Consider the following 17584-nt stretch of genomic DNA (forward strand, 5'->3'; position numbering starts at 1 on the left):
CCCGTTCCCGCCGAATGTGGGGGCGGGCCCTCACGCTATTCGGGGGCCCAACGGTGCGATTCGGCCGGTGGGCGTCGCGTGCACCGGTATTCTGGTGGAGGTGCGCCGCGCGTAGGCGGGGCGCTATTGAGGCATTGTGAGGAGAAGTAATGGACTGGAAGCCCGTAGTGGATATCGTGGTGACCGCGGTTTTCCTGCTGGGTATCGGCCTGGCCCTGTGGGGTCTGCTGACGGTGCACCGTAGCCCGTACTTTTCCGAGGTGCAGAAGCTTAAGTGGCTTCTGCTGGTGCTGTTCCTGCCGTATCTTGGCCCCCTGGTTTGGATTTTGCGGGTTCGTACCGAGCGCGCGGAGGCCGCACAGCGGGAGCTGGAGGCGGCGAAGCGGGACGGGGCTCCACTTGGGGAAGCCGGTGAGGTTGCGGCTCGGGCCGAGTAGTCCGGGTCTAACACCCCCACCCCAACCATTAAGGTAACGAAGGTCACACCATTTCAATTGGACAGTGCATCACGCACCCCGTATAGTTCTATGTGTTGCCTGCGGTGATACACCGTAAGACACTTGCGCGAGTGGCGGAATAGGCAGACGCGCACGGTTCAGGTCCGTGTGCCCGTGAGGGCGTGGGGGTTCAACTCCCCCCTCGCGCACCAACGATCCCCGGTTCGAAAGAACCGGGGATTTTTTCATGCATTAACGGCCCAATCCCCAGACGATACGCGGGATTCCGGGCCGATTCACCCGTGCATCCCCTAAAATGGAACCGGGTGTGTTCACGCACAGAACACACAGCTAACGCACAGACACGCTCGTTAAACTGAACCCTTTGAGGTATACCGCGAGCGCAGTAGTTGCTCGGATTGGTCGTTGAGAAGGAGGCGGCATGAAGTTTTTCGACAAGCTAGGAAAGCTGGAACAGGGCATCGGCCGCACCGTCGGCTTTTCTAAGGGCTTCGGCACCTTTGAGAAGGCAGATGTCGCCAACCGCGTCCGCATCATGATGGACGACGAGTCTTACGTGGACGGCAGCGGCCGCACCATGGCCCCGAATATTTACACGCTCCGCTTCGCGCCGGTCGATTTTCCGCGCGTGCGCGAGTGGGGCAACCCGTTCGCCGTGGAGCTGTGCGACCTGGCTATCTCTCACGCTCGCGCCCAGGGATACACCCTCATCGGCGCGGTGCGCGTGACCTTCAACGTTCTCGATTCCCTGGCCGAGGGTGAATTCGAGGTGGTGGCCACCTTCGAGCCGTTCTCGGTTCCGGATGCGCCCGCCTCCCCCACCCTGCGCGGCGCCGCTAACTACGCGCCGGTGCGCCCGCCCCGGGAGTCTTCGCTGCCCACGCGCATCACGAAACCCGCCGCCCAGCCTCAGCCCGCGCAGCCGGTTCAGCCGCAGCAGCCGGTGGCGCAGCCGAACTCTCGTCTCTCGCGCATCCCGCGTAGCGGCCAGGGTGGGCACGCCCCGCAGGGCGCCCACGGTGCCCCGGCGTCCCCGGCTGCTCCTGCCGCGGCGGCTCCCCGTCTTTTCCTGGAGATTAACGGGCGCATGCACCCGATTAGCCGCCTGCCCTTCACGCTGGGCCGCGGTTCGGAGTCTGACCTGCGCCTGGACGATAAGGGCGTCTCCCGTCGTCACGTGCAGCTGTCGGCGCATAACGGCGCCGTCGTTGCCACCGACCTGGGGTCCACGAACGGCACCCTCGTCAACGGGGCTCCACTTCGCTCTCCCGTGGTGCTGACCAACGGTTCACTCCTTCGCATGGGCAATACCCGCATCATCTTCCATAGTTCTACCGGAGGTGCCCGTTAATGGCGTCCGAACTAACAGTCACTATTCTTCGCTACGCGTTCCTGGCGCTCATCTGGTTCTTCGTGTTCCTGGTGGTCTCCGCGGCACGCCGCGACCTAGGTCTGGGTAAGAACTACCGCGCAGTGCCTGTGGAGGCTTCCGCCGAGGCCACCCACATCACGCCCCCGCCCTCGCGGCCCTCGCAGTTGATTATTACCGAGGGCGCGCAGGCCGGCGCCATGATGCAGCTGGGCGACCACCCCATCACGATTGGTCGCGCCAACGATATTGAGGTGTCCCTACAGGACGATTACGCTTCGGGCCGTCACGCCCGCCTGTTCCCCCAGGGTTCCCGCTGGTTCCTGGAGGACCTGAACTCGACCAACGGCACGTACGTCAACGGTGAGCGGCTGACTCGCGCTACCCCGATTGAACCCGGTGATGAATTCCGCGTGGGCGGCACCACCATGCAGCTGAGGGGGTAGCCGATGAAGATTGCTTTCCGTCTTGAGGCGCGCTCCGATACGGGCCTCAAACGTTCTAAGAACGACGATTCCGGTTACGGCGGCCGCTACCTTGCGGTCGTCGCCGATGGCATGGGCGGCCACGTGGGCGGCGATGTCGCCTCCGCGACCACGGTGCTAAACCTGACCCCGCTGGACCACCCCGACTTTGAGAACGGCACCGGCGGCGTTTACCTGGCCGACGAGATTCAGAGCGCCAACCTGATTATTAACGAGCTGGCCGCAAACGACCCGCAGCTTGCCGGTATGGGCACCACCTGCACCGCGCTGCTGATTGACGGCGATTGCATCGAGTTTGCCCACATCGGTGACTCGCGTGCATACCGCCTGCGCCCGGGTGCCGACGGTGAGTTCGAGCAGATTTCGACCGACCACACCTTCGTGCAGCGCCTGCTGAACGAGGGCCGCATTACCCCGGAGGAGGCCGAACACCACCCGCATAAGAACGTGATTATGCGCGTGCTCGGTGACGTTGACGCTTCCCCCGAGCTGGAGCTCAAGACCCTGGACGCCGTCGTGGGCGAGCGCTGGGTGCTGTCCTCGGACGGCCTGGACGCCGTGGTTTCCGTACCCGAAATTGAGCAGGTGATGCGTTCGCACGACGACCTCGCGGAGGTTGCCGACACGCTCATCTCCATGACCCTGGAGCGCGGCGCGCCCGATAACGTGACCGTCGTGGCCCTGCAGGTCATCGACCGCGAGGAACTGCCGGTGGACGAGCCGGTGGGTCCCTCCGCGCTACCCGATTCCGCGCTGCCCGACTCGATTGTGGCGGAGCAGGAAGTCAGCGTGAATACGCAGAAGCTCCCCGAGATTGCCGCAACCGCCGAGGCCGCGGAGGCAACCCTCGCTGCGCTGGAGCAAGAGTCCGCTCACCACAACGTGCGTCGTTTCCGCCGTGCCCGCGACTTTGCCGGAACCCTGTTGCACAGCGGTTCCGATGCGGTGCGCCACCACATCGGAACCTACGACAACGCCGTGGATGCGGCCCTCACCAACGCCGCGATTCTGCGTGGCGAGCTGGGTTCGCGTCCGCATCAGCTGGTCGGTGCCGCCGCGGTGGCGACCGAGACCGGCATGATTCCGGCGGTGACCTCCCGTACCCTGGAGCACCGCGCCACGGTGGCTCAGCGCATGCCGCTAACGGTGGATGAAGCGCCCCTGCCCGCCGAGCTGGAGGAGCTCATCGCGGAGGAGCCGGCCGAACGCACCTCCCGCCGTTCCTGGTCGGTGCGTCTCTTCATCTTCCTGCTGGTGGCGGCTCTGCTGACCCTGGCGGCGTGGACCGGCCTGCGCTACGTGGAGCGTAGCTACTACGTGGGCGAGAGCGACGGCACGGTGGCGGTGTACAACGGTATTCCGCAGGCGCTGGGCCCGATTCGCCTCTCGCACGTGGTGGAGAATACCGATATTTCGACCTCGCAGCTCTCCGACCACACCCGCACCCTGCTGCGTAATTCGATTACCGCGAAGGACCTGAACGAGGCGCACCAGATTGTGTCGCGCCTGAAGACCCAGGCCGAGCAGAACCGCATCAAGGCGGAGCAGGCGGCGTCCGCCTCCGCTTCGCCGACCCCCGATCCGACGGCGACCGCATCGTTGGCTCCCGAGCCCGCGGAATCAGGGGCTGAAACCCCGACCGAATCCCCGAGCACGGAGGGCGGTGAGAACCATGGCTAAGCTGTCGTTCCGACGCGATTCCGATGCGCCGCGCGCGCGCCGCTTCACGGAGCTACTATTGCTGGTCGTGGCCGTGGGTATTAGCTCTTTCGGCATGTACCTGATTGACCCGGAGCACGCCCTGGACACTTCGAAGAGCCAGTGGCTTCCCTGCACCATCGTGCTGGGCGCCGGTTCGCTCCTGATCCACCTGGTCCTGCAGTTCCGTGCCCGCTACGCCGACCCGTTCATCCTGCCGCTGGTGGTGGCTCTGAACGGTATCGGTTTGACGATGATTTACCGTCTGGACCCGCAGATTGCCGCGCCGGTGGGCGACGGCCAGCTCATGTGGACGGGCGTGTCCATGGTGCTGTGCGCGGTCATCGTGTTCGTGTTGCGCGACCACCGCGTGCTGCGCAAGGTCACGTACACCTCCCTGGTGCTGTCGATGATTCTGCTCATCATGCCGCTGATTCCCGGCCTGGGCATGGAGTTGAACGGTGCGCGCATCTGGATTCACATCGGCAACCGCACCTTCCAGCCCGGCGAGGTCGCGAAGATTACGCTGGCGATTTTCTTCGCCGGTTACCTGGCAACGCACCGCGACCTGATTCTGGTGGCGGGCCGCCGCATCGGTCCGGTAAACCTGCCGCGACTGCGCGACCTTGCACCGGTGTTCCTGGCCTGGCTCGTGAGCCTGGGTGTTCTGGTATTCCAGAAGGACCTGGGTTCGGCCATCATGTTCTTCGGCCTGTTCATGGCGATGCTGTACCTGGCGACGGGCCGCCTGTCGTGGCTGGTCGTGGCCGGTATCGGTATCGCTGTGGGTGGGTACTTCGCGTACAACTACGTTTCGCACGTGCACGCCCGCATCTACGCGTGGGTTCACGCCTTTGACCCGGATATTTACCAGGCTTCGCCGGGTGGTTCGGGCCAGATTCTACAGGGCGTATTCGGCCTGGCGTACGGCGGCCTGTTTGGTCGCGGCTGGGGTCAGGGCCGAGCGAACCTGGTTCCCTACGCAAACTCCGACATGATCATCTCTTCGCTGGGTGAGGAGCTGGGCCTGATTGGTCTGGGCGCCATCCTGATGATGTTCATGTTGCTGGTTTCGCGCGGCTACCGCGCGGCTCTGGGCACCCGCGACGGCTTCGGTAAGTTGCTGGCGGCGGGACTGTCCACGGTCATGGTGCTGCAGCTGTTCGTGGTGATTGGCGGCGTGACCCGTCTGATTCCGCTGACGGGTCTGACGACTCCGTTTATGTCGGCGGGCGGTTCGTCGCTGGTGGCCAACTGGATTATTGTGGCGCTGTGGCTGTCGATTTCGCATAGTGCCCGTGCTCCGCACCTGGTGGCCGGTTACGATGCATCGCAGGGTATCGACCATATGGATACCAGCTACGAGCCCGAGGGCGCGACGAGCGTCCTGGCCCGTATCACGGCAAAGGATTCTGGAGGTGAGAAGAATGGATAGGGCGATTCGCCGCATGTGGATGTCAGCCGCGTGCGTGTTTGTCCTGCTGATGGGTACCCTCAGCTATATTCAGTTCTTCGATTCGAAGACCCTGATGGCTAACCCGTGGAATAGCCGAGCACTGTACGACAACTACGGTTCGGCGCGTGGTTCCATCGTGGTGGACGGCACGGAGATTGCTTCCTCGGTGAAGTCCGATGATGAGTACAACTACCAGCGCGTGTACAACCACCCGCTCAAGTACGCGGCTCTGACCGGCTACTTCTCCACCATCTACGGTGCGACCGGCCTGGAAGCCGCCATGGATAAGGAGCTCGCCGGCACGAGCGATAGCCAGTTCTACGATCGCGTGGCGCAGCTCTTCAGCGGTTCCTCCGCTCAGGGTGCCAGCGTGGAGCTGACCATCAACTCGAAGCTTCAGGACATCGCCTACAACGCTCTGCAGGGCCGTAAGGGTGCCGTCGTGGCGCTGAACCCGAAGACCGGCGAGATTCTGGCGATGGCTTCTTCCCCCTCCTATGATCCGAACCTGCTGTCCTCCCACTCGGGTTCTTCCGTGATTGCGAACTACCAGGCGCTAACGGCAGATGAGGATCAGCCCCTCTTCAACCGAGCGATTGCCGGTAATACATACTCGCCGGGTTCGACCTTCAAGATTATTGACGCGGTCGCGGCCCTCGAGTCGGGTAAGTACAACGCCGAGTCGGTTATCGCGAACCCCGCGCAGTTGCCTCTGCCGGGCACGAACATCAGCCTGCCGAACTACACGGGCGGCCAGTGTTCCACCCGAACTCAGGCAACGATTGAGTGGGCGTTGGCGCAGTCCTGTAACGCCCCGTTCGCGCAGATTGCGATGGACCTGGGTCAGGAGCGTATCGCTAAGACCGCCGAGAACTTCGGGTACGGTCAGGATTTGAAGATTCCGCTGACCGTGTCGAAGTCTTCGTTCCCTTCGAATATGACGCAGAGCCAGCTGGCTCAGTCGGCCGTCGGTCAGTATAACGTGAAGACCACGCCCCTGCAGGTGGCGATGACCTCCGCGGCGATTGCGAACGGCGGTGTGCAGATGAAGCCGAACCTGATTCGTTCGGTGAAGACCAGCAACCTGAGCACCCTGCAGGAGTTCTCGGCTGAGAAGCTCCGCACCTCCACCTCCCCCGAGGTGGCCAACCAGGTGAAGCAGTGGATGGTGAATTCGGTTGATAATGGTATTGCACGTAATGCCGGTGTCGCGGGCGTGAAGGTGGCGGGTAAGACCGGTACCGCAGAGACGACGGCGGGTTTGAATAATTCTTGGTTCACCGGTTTCGCTCCGGCCGATGACCCTCAGATTGCCATCGCGGTGGTGTACGAAGATATTGACGTGGCGACCGGCGCACAATTGGCAACCGGTACAAGTAAGCAACTTTTTGAGGCGGTGTTGAACAAGTGAGGCCTGCGGCTGATATTACCCTGGGCGGGCGCTACACCCTGACCGAGCGTATCGCAATTGGCGGTATGGGTGAGGTGTGGAAGGCTCGCGATAAGGTGCTTGGTCGCATCGTTGCGGTCAAGATCCTGAAGGAAGAGTACACCGGCGACCCCGGCTTCCTGGAGCGTTTCCGCGCGGAGGCTCGCAATACGGCGCTGCTGAACCACCCCGGCGTGGCGAACGTGTTCGACTACGGCGAGGAGGATAACTCCGCGTACCTGGTGATGGAGCTTGTGCCGGGTAGCCCCCTGTCGAGTATCATCGAGCGCGAGGGTACCCTGCCGCCGGACCGCGTCCTGAACTTTATCGCGCAGACCGCTCGTGCGCTGGCTGCCGCTCACTCGCAGGGCCTGGTGCACCGCGATGTGAAGCCCGGTAACCTGATTATCACCCCGGACGACCGCGTGAAGGTGACCGATTTCGGTATCGCGCGCTTGGCAAACCAGGTGCCGTTGACTGCGACCGGTCAGGTGATGGGTACCGCCCAGTACCTGGCTCCCGAGCAGGCTACCGGCCAGGCTGCGACCGCTTCTTCTGATATGTATTCTCTGGGCATCATCGGTTACGAGTGCCTGGTGGGACGACGCCCGTTCACCGGTGAGTCGCAGATTGCGATTGCGCTGGCTCAGGTGAACGATCCGCCGCCGCCGCTTCCGGAGAGCATTCCGGCTGCGGCACGCGCGCTGATTATGTGCCTGCTGGCGAAGGACCCGGCGCAGCGTCCCAAGGATGCAACCGCCCTGGCCTCCGCGGTGGATGCGATTCGCCGCCGCGACCTGAAGGCAGCGGTGAAGGCTGTGCCCTCCCTGGCCCAGTTCCTGGCCGAGGAGAATGCCGACGATGCAACCGTGGCCATGGACGCCATGAACGTTGCGGCTGAGCCGATTAGCGCCTCCGCCGCACCGCGTTTTGGTTCGGGCGGGCGTTTCTCGCCGGAACCGACCACGGCGCCTATCCCCCGCACGAGCGCCCAGACGGTGCGCACGAGTACGGAGCGTTCTGCCGCGGCGCCCCGTTCCTCGACGAAGCGTGGCCCGAACGTGTGGATGTGGATTGCGATGCTGCTGGCAATCCTGCTGATTCTGGGCGGCATCTGGACCGTGTTCTTCACCAATAATGGTGGAGGCGGCACGTCCCCGGAGACATCGGCGAGCGCTTCGGCCTCTTCGGAACCGACAAACACCGGTAAGGTGTCGACGGTGGAGACGAGCGAGGCTGCTGCCACGACCTCCTCCAAGAAGAAGGTGACCGTGAACGCGGTGAACTACGAGGGTCGTGAGCTGCAGGATGCGGTGAACGAGTTGAAGAACCTCGGCCTTTCCCCCAAGACGGAGGGTGTGGAGTCCACTCAACCGGAGAACACGGTGATTTCGGTTTCTCCGACGGGTACTTTGGAGCAGGGCAATAGCGTCACGGTGCGCTATTCGACCGGTCCGAAGTCGGTGACTCTCCCGTCGAACCTTGAGGGTAAGAACGTGGACGAGGCTTCGAAGGCCGTCGCAGCGCTCGGCGTGAATGTTTCTCTTCACTACGAGAATTCGGATACCGCGGCCCCCGGCACGGTTCTTCGTACTACGCCTTCATCTGGCACTAAGGTGACGGTTGGTAGTAATGTAGACATGTATGTGGCCTCTTCCAATTCGGGTAGGGGATCGAGTGCCAGCGCTTCCGCTGCACCGTCTGCGTCGGCTTCCGCCACGGCGCGTTAGCCCCTACGTTTTGATTTAGTTTTTGTCTTATTGATCCAGGAGAACTTATGGACCTGTCGGTTCCCGACACGGTTGATAACCGTTACAAGGTACTCGAGGTAATCGGTACCGGTGCGATGGCGACCGTTTACGCTGCCGAGGACACCCGCCTCGGCCGCAAGGTGGCTCTTAAGATTCTGCGTCCGGAGCAGGCCCAGGATGAGACCTTCCGTGCCCGTTTCAAGCGGGAGGCGGAGGCCGTCGCGTCTCTGAACAATCCTGCGATTGTTGCGGTGTATGACACCGGTTCGTTCGATCCTTCCCAGAGCTACGGCGTGGATGAGGCCGCGGGCGAGTCTACGCTCATCCCCTATATCGTGATGGAGTACGTGGAGGGTCACACCCTGCGCACCATCCTGTCGCGTGGCGGTCACCTGCCGGTGAGCGATGCGCTGGGCTACGCCGAGCAGTTGCTGGGCGCGCTCCAGTACAGCCACTCGATGGGCATCATTCACCGCGATATTAAGCCGGCGAACATCATGGTGCTGGACCGCACCAGCGAGGATATCGCGAAGGGTCAGCCGGGCCAGATTAAGGTCATGGACTTCGGCATTTCTCGCGCGATTGAGGAGGCCGGCGAGGCGCTGACCAAGGCGAACGTGGTGATGGGTAGCGCACGCTACATGTCCCCCGAGCAGGTCAGCGGCAAGGAGGTCGATGCCCGTAGCGACCTGTACTCGGCCGCCTGCGTGATTTACGAGATGATTGCCGGCCGTTCCCCCTTCGATGCCGAGTCGAATGTGGATTTGGCTGCTAAGCACCTCTCCGACACCCCTGAGCCCCCGAGCAAGTTCACCCCGCTCGAGGTTCCGGCAGGTCTGGATGCGGTCATTCTGAAGGGTCTGGCTAAGAACCCGGACGACCGCTATCAGAGCGCTGCCGAGTTCGAGCAGGCACTGGTCTCCGTGATTCGTCCCGGCGAGGAAACCGTGGCTCAGGACGCCGCCATGACGACCGCGTTCGTGCCGTCGGCAACCACCGCGTCTCTGGGCGAAGATTACGCCCCGTACACCACCTCGATTACCGAGGCTTCGGTGGAGGACGGCGGTCTCAACGGATTCTTCGACTACGAGGATGAAGAGGAACCGTACGAGGATGAGGAGTACGTCGAATACGATGAGGGTTCGCCCCGTAAGCGTGCGTGGACGCGCTTCCTGGTTGGTATTCTCATCGCCGCGCTACTGGCATTTAGCGTCGGCTCGGTGCTGTATTACCAGAACAAGCTGAACGAGGTTCCGCAGGTTCAGGTTCCGGCCGTGGTGAACATTTCCCGCGATGATGCCGATAACCAGCTGCGTAACCGAGGCTTCGTGGTGGAGTACCGTCAGGGCTACTCCGACAACATCAAGAAGGGCGACGTGATCAGCGTCGAGCCGGGTGTCGGTTCTACGGTTAATAAGGGCTCGACCGTGACCGTGACCGTCTCAAGCGGCCCGGAGAAGATTAAGCTGCCCGATAACCTGCAGGGCCAGAGCGAGGCGTACGTGCGTAACGCGCTGAAGGACCTGGGTCTGGTGGACGGCCGTGTCTCCACCGTGGAGAGCGCTTCGGTGCCTGCCGGTATGGTGGTTGAGCTGTCCCCCGAGAAGGGTTCGACGGACGATAAGGGTGTTCAGACGGTTGAGGCCGGTAGCACCGTGAACATTGTCCTGTCCTCGGGTAAGGTGAAGGTCCCCTCGCTGGTGGGTCTGACCAAGGATCAGGCGATTGCCGCTCTGACCGCTCAGGATGTTCTGCTGAACACCAACATTGAGACGGTTCAGACGACCGAGCGTCCCGCCGGTACCGTGCTTTCGCAGAGCTCTGCGGCCGGTACCCTGGTGCCGCAGAACAGCACCGTGACGATTCGCGTGGCTGCTACCCCGACTCAGACGACTGCCCCGACTGCTGCGGCTACTCAGCCAGCAGCGTCGACCGGTAACCAGAACGCTACCACCGGTAACCAGCAGCGTCAGGCCACTCAGCAGGCTACTCAGCCTGCCGCCTCGACCGGTAACCAGAACGCTACCACCGGTAACCAGAACCAGCAGCGTTCTACCGCTTCGGCTACTCCGGCACCGGCTGCGTCCGCTACTGCAGGTACCCGTACGATTCAGGGTAATAACGCGAACGCCAATGCAAATAACGCTAACTCCCGCTAAGGGGTTTTAGAGGTTAGCCGCGAAAAAAAGGGGCGGCGCTCTACACCGTTGGGTGTGGGGCGCCGCCCCTTTCGTGTGCCTGCCCGTGTGCCCGGGCTTGCTCGCGACTATGGGCTCAGATAGAGTATCGCCTCCAGCTTCCCTGTAGTGTGCCTACTACGGAGCTTCTGGAGGCGATATAAGCCACTGAGGACTCTAAAGGCTATAAGGGTTAGGCCATGAGGGGCGAGAGGCTCTTAGCGCGTTCTGCGGCGCCCTGCAGGCCGGTTTCTTCAAGCCAGTTGCCGAGCATCAGGTAGCCGCCTTCGGTCAGGACCGATTCGGGGTGGAACTGCACGCCGTGCATGGGGGCTTCGCGGTGGCGCAGGCCCATAATGATGCCGTTGTCGGTCGTGGAGGTGGTTTCCAGGACGTCCGGCATGCTCTCGGGTACGACCGCAAGCGAGTGGTAGCGGGTCGCGGTGAAGGGGCAGGGCACGTCCTTGAAGACGGAAACGTTCTCGTGCACCATCTTCGAGGTCTTGCCGTGCATCAGTTCGGGGGCGTGGGTAACGGTGCCGCCAAAAGCCTCGGCAATGGCCTGGTGGCCCAGGCAGACGCCCAGCAGGGGCTTCTTTGCCTCAGCCGCCCAGCGGATGGTGTCAATAATGACGCCGGCTTCAGAGGGCGCTCCGGGGCCTGGAGAGATGAGCACGCCGTCGTGGTCTTCCGCGAGCTTCAGCACGTGGTCCAGGTCGTATTCATCGTTGCGGATGACCGTGGTCTCGGCGCCGAGCTGCTGCAGGTATCCCACAAGGGTGAAGACGAAGCTATCGTAGTTGTCGATGACAAGGATGCGGGTCATGGTGTTGTCCTAGTGCTAATGGTTGATGGTGACGTTCTGGTTGAAGGGGCCGTACTCGGCGAAGTGCGGGAAGACGTACTCCATGAGCAGGTAGACGGCTACGAGCACCAGCACGATGGCAATAATGATGCGCAGCCACAGGGGCCCGGGCAGGTGTCGGAAAATCCATCCGTACATGTTCTTTTCCTTTCCTTAAGATCCGGCCACCGAAGCGGCGATTTCTGCGGGGGCGCCGGCGGAGGCGGGACGCCACGATTCGAATCGGGCGTGCACGATGTATCGTTCGGTATCGCCGTAGCGTGGGTGGCAGGTGGTGAGGGTCATGAGACGCTCGGTGGGGGCCACACCGGGTTGGCCGGGCACAGGTTCGATGACTTCAACCTGGTCAGGCTGCACGATTTCGTGGCTGTAGACGGTGTAGGTGTAGTAGCCGTCTTTGGTGCGCACGTAGATGTGGTCGCCTTCGGTGAGCAGGTCGATGTCGTTGAGGACCTTACCGCGGGTTTGGCGGTGGCCGGCGAGGGAGAAGTTGCCGATCTGGCCGGGCATGGCGGTCCCGTCGTAGTGTCCGAGACCGAGGGAGTCGAGCACGTCGGCGCTGGTGCCCTGGGTGGCGGGACGATGATAATCCGCGCCAAATTTGGGGATGTAGACGACTCCGAAGACCTCACCGTGTTCGGGTTCGCTCAGCCCGGCGGGAGGGGTGTTAGGGTCCCAGCTGGGCGGGGCTTCGGCCGGATGCGCGTCAAACTCCTGCACGAGGGTGCTGACGGCCTGGGACTGGGTACGGTCGGCGTCGATATTGGTCCACCACAGCTGCCAGGCAACGAAGAGAAGCAGAATAACGCCCGCGGTGATAAGGAGCTCGCCGGTAATCTGGATGATCCATTGCAGCACGGTGCGGGGTCGGCGCGCAGCATTATGTGCTTTTCCGTGGCTCATGCTCTCTCCTTGGGGTTAGTGGCATTGCGTTTCTCAGCCGTCATACGCTGTGTTTAACGCTCGGGCGAGGTGAAATCATCCCGCAAGTCTGCAAAGATAGGTGTAAACGTATATTTTTAGGTTACCCATACAACAATAAGCGGAGGAAGTATGTCGTCCAACTCGGCTAAGGCATCGTCCAAGAAGAAGTCTCAGAAGTCCGAGAAATCTGAGGTGGAGGACGCAAGCGAGATTCGTCTGCGCGAGATTGCCCATGAGATGGAGAGCGGTACGCAGCTGAAGGAGCAGACTCCGCTGTGGTACCGGGTCATCATGTTTTCGCTGCTGGCCCTGGGCATCCTGTGGATTATTGTTTTCTACATTACGCAGGGCCTATTCCCGATTCCTGACTTGGGTATGTGGAACGTCAGCATCGGCGTGGGCGCCATGATGGTGAGTATGCTGATGATGACCCGCTGGCGTTAAGACTTAGGCGTTAGATTTTATGAGAGAGGCGGTCGTCCCGTATGTGGCGGCCGCCTCTCTGCGTTTGGGAGTTGAGTGTTTGGTAGGGCTGGGGCTAGAGAGCCTCTGCTGTGCTTTTCTTTGTTCTGACCCGGAAGATTGCGGTCATGGCGACCATGATGAGCAGTTCGGTGAGGGTTTGGGTGAGTACGGTGGCGCTCATGAGGTTTGCTGACGCTACGGTGAGCGGGCTGACCAGCGTTGCGCCAGGTAAGCGGCTGCTAGGGGCACGATGAGCGGTGCAAGGCTGAGGTAGCTTTCGACGGGGAGGGGGAATATTTCTCCCACTACCCCCATATTTAATATTCTCATATAAATATATACACTAGTCCATATAGGAATAGAAAGGATCTGGGCGCCAAGTAGGTAGGGTGTTGCCGCCTGCAAACCTCGATATTCCCCTCCGGTAATACACGTAAAGACCACAACGTAATCCACGCATGGAGCCAACAGAACAATTGCTACAGCTAAAGCAACGGGACCGCCCTCGGGATTAAAGAGGGGAACGAGCAGTGCAACCAGAACTGGAGTCCCCAAAGCAGCAACCAGCACCACAGTATGGGTGAGCCTCTTGTGCTGACCGGCGCTCATGCCGCTTAGGGGCATGAGGGCAAAGTTGGTCCACAGTAGCGCACCGAGCGCGTAGGGCACGAGCTGCTCGGAGACCTGACTCCATCCGCCCCGCCCCGCGCAGGCAACTCCCGCAGCCATGGAGACGAGGTAGAGGGCCACCTGGTGACGTTCCACAAAACCCACGGAACCACCCCTTCTAGTAGATAAGGTCGCCTCGCGCCGCTTCGTGGACGCGGCGGGTTACGGTCTCCATAACGGGCGAGTTAATGTTCCACCGCTGCCAGTAGAGGGGAAATTCTACCGGGGTTGCGGCGAGCTTCACGAGGTGCCCATTTTCGAGCTCTTCGGCGCATTGCGCCTCAGGAATGAGGCCCCAGGCAATACCGGAGCTAACGGCGCGCGCATAGTCTGGAGATGAGGGAATGTAGATGGTGGGGCTTTGAACGAAGGTTTCTTCAGCCTCTAGGCCTACCTCTTTTTCAATGAGGGCTCGTGCCACATCCTGCACAAAGTCTTTACGGTCGTATTCGACGACGGGGGCACGATTGAGCTCTTCGTGACTCATGGTCTTGGGCCAGCCGGGCAGGTACCGCTGCACGTAGTCGGGGGTGGCAACGCACCAGTAGCGTGCCACGCCGAGGGTTTCGACGGAGCAGCCGGGGATTTTTTCGGGTTTGGAGGTGATGACTGCCATGACTTCTCCGGATCGGAGCATGGCGGAGGAGTGGAATTCGCCTTCTCGTCGCAGGTCGCAGAAGATGCTGTCTTCGCGGCTGAGGGTTCCGACGGCGTCGATGAACCAGGTGGCAAGCGAATCGGCATTGACCGCCACAGACACGCTTTGGAAGCCGCCGGCACCCATGAGTTCGCGTTCCATTTCTTGCTGCAGGAATTCACTCTGGCGGGCGATGCGCAGCACGCTCTGTCCGGCATCCGTGGGGGTCACGGGATTGCTTCGGCGCAGCAGAACCTTTCCGGCGATCTGCTCCATGGCTTTGATGCGCTGGGAGATGGCGGAGGGGCTCACCCGTAGAACATCTGCCGCCGCGTCGAAGGTGCCATATTCGATGACGGTGGCGAAGGTGGTGAGCTGGTCGGTACTGAAACGTGTCATAAGAATATCTTACGCAGTGTGAAAATATTTAGATAGATTTAGGGTCCTTTTTCCCGTATTCTCGTCTCTGGCGCTTCATACTCCTGCTAACGCAGGCTTTATCCCTGCGTCGCGAGCTTTTGCCTGGCAAGCTGGTAGTAAGAGAGCCGCTACCCGCCACTGCGTACGCGGGTTCATACCCCGTTTGATCGACATAGAAAGTTTCACGATGTCCACATCCCTGTCCCTGCTGTTTCTGGGTGCCACCACCACTATCTCTTTGGTGGCCGCCATTGGCGCCCAGGGCACGTTTGTGTTGCGTCAGGGCATTACGGGTCGGCATATTACCCCGATTATTATCTTCTGCGTGCTCTCGGATGCGCTCATGATTGGCTTGGGTGTTGTGGGTCTTGGTGCGCTACTTGACGCCGCCCCGTGGGTTATGGAGGTTCTCCGCTACGTCGGCGCAGCTTTTCTGGCGTGGTTCGGCTACGAGTCGGCGAAGCGTGTTTTCACCCCGCATGCGGTTGTCGTTGAGGAGGGCACCGAGGATGCGCAGTCGTTGAAGGCGGCCCTGCTAACCACGGCGGCGGTCACCTACCTCAACCCGCTGGCATGGTTGGACACAACGATTTTCCTCGGTTCTCTGGCTAATACGCAGGGCGATCCCGGCCGCTGGTGGTATTACCTGGGCTGCTGTTGCGGTAGCGTGCTGTGGTTCCTCATGATTGGATACGGCTCACGAATTTTACGTCCGCTCTTCGCCCGCCCGGAGGCCTGGCGTGTACTTGACGCGGCGGTGGCCCTACTCATGGTGTATCTGGTATTCAACCTGCTCACCATGGACCTGTCCGCCCACTAGCACCATACCTTTTATCCCTTGTCAGGCTCTTTTTCCGCAGTCTCCTCCTCGCTAAGGGGTACGAGTACTTCGCTTTTAGGCATGGTGAGCAAGCCCCAGGTAGATATCGCGAATAATCAGGATGTGCTTGATTCGCTCAATCATGGGTTTGAGGAAGCTTCGGGCATATTTTTCGTCGCTACTGGTGGTTGCGACGAAGCTGAGCCCGGAGAACACGGCAACGATCATGGACACCTTGATGACCACGGCGTTGATATTGGTGTCTACGCCGAGGATTTTGAGGTGTTTGGGTTTGACGGCCATCCACGATTCGATGATGGTGTCGCTAATGGCTACGGATGAGAACCCCATGAAGAACCCGAAGACGAGCAGCATGAAGAAGCTTGCCTGAATAATCTACCCAATCATGGGGATGATGATGAGGTTGCCCCAGGGCGCGATTTTGAGGGGTCGGTGTTCGTGGATTTTCTTTTCTTCGACCCAGTCCTGGGCGGTGTTCCAGATTCCGCCTTCGAGGGCTGCGGCGCGCTCGTAGTCGTTTTCTCGCTAAAGCTTGCGACGTTGTCACCTCTGTTGCGACCCAGAAGGCGCGCTGTGCGCTCTAGAGAGGCCGTGACGACCACGAACACGGCGAGTAGCCCCATGAGCCCCAGAACAGCCCAGGTACGCGGGAAGCTGAGCCCCTGCAACGAGTACGGTAAAAGCACCTGCGGTAATTTGTACCCACTTCGGGGAGCGCACCATCAGCAGATGTACCAGGGCAATAAACGCACCAGAGATAATCGGCATCACGAGGAAGATGCCACCAAGCACGAGTAGGGGAACGACGTCCTCGCTCAGGGCAGTATCGGTTGCAATGGCCCTAAGGTACTCCGGGAGGGAACCGTTAGTTCCGTCAAGGATGAAGATGAGGATATCGCGCAGGAAGATATAGCAGACGTGCATGATGCTCACCCACAGAATCCACGGCACGGAGCGCGGGAACGCGTCGAGAGCACGCTGACGTGCAGGAATAATGAGGGGCACGCCCTGCTTGCGGAACCAGATATTGCTTTACCTCAGCATATCGGCTCTGCTGTATTGCAGAGATCGTCCCTCTGCGGCTTTGGTGCGCAGTCGTGCCCAGGTGGGGCGTGCGCCCTTTTTCCGCGGGGTGTTCTGGTCCTGTGTGCTCATGACATACCACTCTACAGGGTCGAGAATACCTTATAGTTTTTCCTTCTGGAGTTCAGCTCCAATGAAACGGGCATACGCACCCATGAGTAGCGCAGCTACTTCTTCGTGTCCCGCGTAGATGCCCAACTCCTCATCCTCTAGTCCTTTGTAGGTACCGCTGCTCATCTCGAGCAGGGATAGCGGTCCTTCTGCAGTCTCCGGTGCCAGGGCATCCAGGATGAAGCTCAGGCTCTCTTCTGTCTCTTCATCCGCTCCCAGGAGGCGCCCTAGGAGTGTTCCCGGGTAGGGGGCAATGGTAAGTACGTCTTCGTTTACGCATTGGATAACACGGGCTATAGGAATAACATCACCGTTCTCGGTCTCTTCGAGCAATAGCTCAGCGGAGAGGTCTATATGGCTTTCCTCGCTCTGTAGGAGCTGCCTGGGCCACCAGAGGTGAATGTATTCAGTGAGTGCTGCCCATACTTCATGGGGCTCCAGTGTGCTCTCTACGTAGAGGGCTGCCGTTCGTTCTTCACCGTTGTGTTGGTGCTGCTGATCGACTGGCTCTGGTGCGTGGGAAAACATGGGGTAGTGCATGGTTCTACTCTATCCCAGTGTGTCTGTGAAGAGCATTCTTCCTTGTAGACAGAGCCATAGACAAGGGTCTGAGCGCACAAAAAAAAGGGGGCAGACCCACCTGGGTCTGCCCCCTTCCCAGCTTTAGCTGTTAAAGCAAAAGAGCCCGCGCAAGCGGGCTCTTTTTATTGCCTATTGGATTGTTATCCAAAAACCATACAGTGAAC

18 protein-coding genes and 1 tRNA gene are annotated in these 17584 nt (G+C 60.8%); 11 read left to right on the top strand and 8 right to left on the bottom strand.

The annotated features are described in order from the left end of the window. The first annotated feature begins 149 nt into the window (after positions 1-149). The 9 genes from HMPREF2674_RS03100 (at position 150) to pknB (ending at position 10805) form a co-directional block, all read left to right on the top strand. The gene (locus HMPREF2674_RS03100) at positions 150-437 is read left to right on the top strand and encodes a PLDc N-terminal domain-containing protein (RefSeq protein WP_049333752.1); all 288 of its coding nucleotides are present in this window, start codon (positions 150-152) and stop codon (positions 435-437) included. Positions 438-562: 125 nt separating this feature from the next. After that, positions 563-649 (top strand) — tRNA-Leu (locus tag HMPREF2674_RS03105). Between the two features lie 230 nt (positions 650-879). After that, positions 880-1809, top strand: coding sequence for an FhaA domain-containing protein (locus tag HMPREF2674_RS03110; RefSeq protein ID WP_049333750.1), 930 nt, complete (start codon positions 880-882; stop codon positions 1807-1809). Then, the gene (locus HMPREF2674_RS03115; protein ID WP_049333748.1) at positions 1809-2273 is read left to right on the top strand and encodes an FHA domain-containing protein FhaB/FipA; all 465 of its coding nucleotides are present in this window, start codon (positions 1809-1811) and stop codon (positions 2271-2273) included. Before HMPREF2674_RS03110 ends, HMPREF2674_RS03115 begins: the two co-directional genes overlap by 1 nt. A 3-nt stretch (positions 2274-2276) precedes the next feature. After that, complete coding sequence (locus HMPREF2674_RS03120; RefSeq protein ID WP_070824792.1) at positions 2277-3992, top strand: PP2C family protein-serine/threonine phosphatase; 1716 nt, start codon at positions 2277-2279, stop codon at positions 3990-3992. After that, positions 3985-5445: an FtsW/RodA/SpoVE family cell cycle protein gene (locus HMPREF2674_RS03125; protein ID WP_049333744.1), complete on the top strand. Its 1461-nt coding sequence runs from the start codon at positions 3985-3987 to the stop codon at positions 5443-5445. The genes HMPREF2674_RS03120 and HMPREF2674_RS03125 overlap by 8 nt, the downstream gene beginning before the upstream one ends. Beyond that, complete coding sequence (locus tag HMPREF2674_RS03130) at positions 5438-6877, top strand: peptidoglycan D,D-transpeptidase FtsI family protein (RefSeq protein WP_049342958.1); 1440 nt, start codon at positions 5438-5440, stop codon at positions 6875-6877. Before HMPREF2674_RS03125 ends, HMPREF2674_RS03130 begins: the two co-directional genes overlap by 8 nt. Further along, positions 6874-8625: a protein kinase domain-containing protein gene (locus HMPREF2674_RS03135; protein WP_049345821.1), complete on the top strand. Its 1752-nt coding sequence runs from the start codon at positions 6874-6876 to the stop codon at positions 8623-8625. The genes HMPREF2674_RS03130 and HMPREF2674_RS03135 overlap by 4 nt, the downstream gene beginning before the upstream one ends. Before the next feature lie 47 nt (positions 8626-8672). Further along, positions 8673-10805, top strand: a complete 2133-nt coding sequence (gene pknB, locus HMPREF2674_RS03140; protein ID WP_070824793.1) for a Stk1 family PASTA domain-containing Ser/Thr kinase — start codon at positions 8673-8675, stop codon at positions 10803-10805. 211 nt (positions 10806-11016) lie between these two features. Here the strand turns inward: pknB and HMPREF2674_RS03145 are convergent, their stop codons facing one another. Genes HMPREF2674_RS03145 through HMPREF2674_RS03150 form a run of 3 tightly spaced genes read right to left on the bottom strand, consistent with a single transcriptional unit; the run spans position 11017 to position 12591 of the window. Then, positions 11017-11649, bottom strand: a complete 633-nt coding sequence (locus HMPREF2674_RS03145) for an aminodeoxychorismate/anthranilate synthase component II (RefSeq protein WP_070648556.1) — start codon at positions 11647-11649, stop codon at positions 11017-11019. Between the two features lie 15 nt (positions 11650-11664). Next, positions 11665-11826, bottom strand: a complete 162-nt coding sequence (locus HMPREF2674_RS09370) for a hypothetical protein (RefSeq protein WP_049333732.1) — start codon at positions 11824-11826, stop codon at positions 11665-11667. 15 nt (positions 11827-11841) lie between these two features. Continuing rightward, positions 11842-12591 (bottom strand): class E sortase, encoded by a 750-nt coding sequence (locus HMPREF2674_RS03150; RefSeq protein WP_049345816.1) that lies wholly within the window; start codon positions 12589-12591, stop codon positions 11842-11844. 150 nt (positions 12592-12741) lie between these two features. Between HMPREF2674_RS03150 and HMPREF2674_RS03155 the strand changes: the two genes are divergently transcribed. After that, positions 12742-13056 carry a cell division protein CrgA gene (locus HMPREF2674_RS03155; protein ID WP_049333728.1) on the top strand — a complete coding sequence of 105 codons (315 nt, stop codon included), beginning with the start codon at positions 12742-12744 and terminating at the stop codon, positions 13054-13056. Between the two features lie 216 nt (positions 13057-13272). Here HMPREF2674_RS03155 and HMPREF2674_RS03160 read toward each other — a convergent pair whose 3' ends face one another. Next, positions 13273-13851 carry a hypothetical protein gene (locus HMPREF2674_RS03160; RefSeq protein ID WP_049342954.1) on the bottom strand — a complete coding sequence of 193 codons (579 nt, stop codon included), beginning with the start codon at positions 13849-13851 and terminating at the stop codon, positions 13273-13275. 13 nt (positions 13852-13864) lie between these two features. Next, positions 13865-14782 carry a LysR family transcriptional regulator ArgP gene (locus HMPREF2674_RS03165; protein ID WP_070824794.1) on the bottom strand — a complete coding sequence of 306 codons (918 nt, stop codon included), beginning with the start codon at positions 14780-14782 and terminating at the stop codon, positions 13865-13867. A 208-nt stretch (positions 14783-14990) separates the two neighbouring features. Here HMPREF2674_RS03165 and HMPREF2674_RS03170 point away from each other — a divergent pair, with 208 nt between their 5' ends. Further along, positions 14991-15623: a LysE/ArgO family amino acid transporter gene (locus tag HMPREF2674_RS03170; RefSeq protein ID WP_049333723.1), complete on the top strand. Its 633-nt coding sequence runs from the start codon at positions 14991-14993 to the stop codon at positions 15621-15623. Positions 15624-15698: 75 nt separating this feature from the next. Here HMPREF2674_RS03170 and HMPREF2674_RS09520 read toward each other — a convergent pair whose 3' ends face one another. The 3 genes from HMPREF2674_RS09520 to HMPREF2674_RS03180 form a co-directional block, all read right to left on the bottom strand. After that, positions 15699-15974, bottom strand: coding sequence for a hypothetical protein (locus HMPREF2674_RS09520; RefSeq protein WP_246826159.1), 276 nt, complete (start codon positions 15972-15974; stop codon positions 15699-15701). A gap of 213 nt (positions 15975-16187) precedes the next feature. Next, entirely contained in the window at positions 16188-16649 is a 462-nt protein-coding gene (locus HMPREF2674_RS09525) for a hypothetical protein (RefSeq protein ID WP_246826160.1), read from the bottom strand. A gap of 180 nt (positions 16650-16829) precedes the next feature. After that, the gene (locus tag HMPREF2674_RS03180) at positions 16830-17378 is read right to left on the bottom strand and encodes a GTPase (RefSeq protein WP_070648567.1); all 549 of its coding nucleotides are present in this window, start codon (positions 17376-17378) and stop codon (positions 16830-16832) included. Positions 17379-17584 lie beyond the last annotated feature (206 nt).

Source organism: Rothia sp. HMSC062F03, from assembly GCF_001836905.1.
Lineage (GTDB): Bacteria > Actinomycetota > Actinomycetes > Actinomycetales > Micrococcaceae > Rothia > Rothia mucilaginosa_A.

Excerpts from the sequence above, each read along its gene's own strand:
- HMPREF2674_RS03100 (WP_049333752.1), top strand. The coding sequence starts at position 150 with ATGGACTGGAAGCCCGTAGTGGATATCGTGGTGACCGCGGTTTTCCTG.
- HMPREF2674_RS03110 (WP_049333750.1), top strand. The coding sequence starts at position 880 with ATGAAGTTTTTCGACAAGCTAGGAAAGCTGGAACAGGGCATCGGCCGC.
- HMPREF2674_RS03115 (WP_049333748.1), top strand. The coding sequence starts at position 1,809 with ATGGCGTCCGAACTAACAGTCACTATTCTTCGCTACGCGTTCCTGGCG.
- HMPREF2674_RS03120 (WP_070824792.1), top strand. The coding sequence starts at position 2,277 with ATGAAGATTGCTTTCCGTCTTGAGGCGCGCTCCGATACGGGCCTCAAA.
- HMPREF2674_RS03125 (WP_049333744.1), top strand. The coding sequence starts at position 3,985 with ATGGCTAAGCTGTCGTTCCGACGCGATTCCGATGCGCCGCGCGCGCGC.
- HMPREF2674_RS03130 (WP_049342958.1), top strand. The coding sequence starts at position 5,438 with ATGGATAGGGCGATTCGCCGCATGTGGATGTCAGCCGCGTGCGTGTTT.
- pknB (WP_070824793.1), top strand. The coding sequence starts at position 8,673 with ATGGACCTGTCGGTTCCCGACACGGTTGATAACCGTTACAAGGTACTC.
- HMPREF2674_RS03145 (WP_070648556.1), bottom strand. The coding sequence starts at position 11,649 with ATGACCCGCATCCTTGTCATCGACAACTACGATAGCTTCGTCTTCACC.
- HMPREF2674_RS09370 (WP_049333732.1), bottom strand. The coding sequence starts at position 11,826 with ATGTACGGATGGATTTTCCGACACCTGCCCGGGCCCCTGTGGCTGCGC.
- HMPREF2674_RS03150 (WP_049345816.1), bottom strand. The coding sequence starts at position 12,591 with ATGAGCCACGGAAAAGCACATAATGCTGCGCGCCGACCCCGCACCGTG.
- HMPREF2674_RS03155 (WP_049333728.1), top strand. The coding sequence starts at position 12,742 with ATGTCGTCCAACTCGGCTAAGGCATCGTCCAAGAAGAAGTCTCAGAAG.
- HMPREF2674_RS03165 (WP_070824794.1), bottom strand. The coding sequence starts at position 14,782 with ATGACACGTTTCAGTACCGACCAGCTCACCACCTTCGCCACCGTCATC.
- HMPREF2674_RS03170 (WP_049333723.1), top strand. The coding sequence starts at position 14,991 with ATGTCCACATCCCTGTCCCTGCTGTTTCTGGGTGCCACCACCACTATC.
- HMPREF2674_RS09520 (WP_246826159.1), bottom strand. The coding sequence starts at position 15,974 with ATGGGGTTCTCATCCGTAGCCATTAGCGACACCATCATCGAATCGTGG.
- HMPREF2674_RS03180 (WP_070648567.1), bottom strand. The coding sequence starts at position 17,378 with ATGCACTACCCCATGTTTTCCCACGCACCAGAGCCAGTCGATCAGCAG.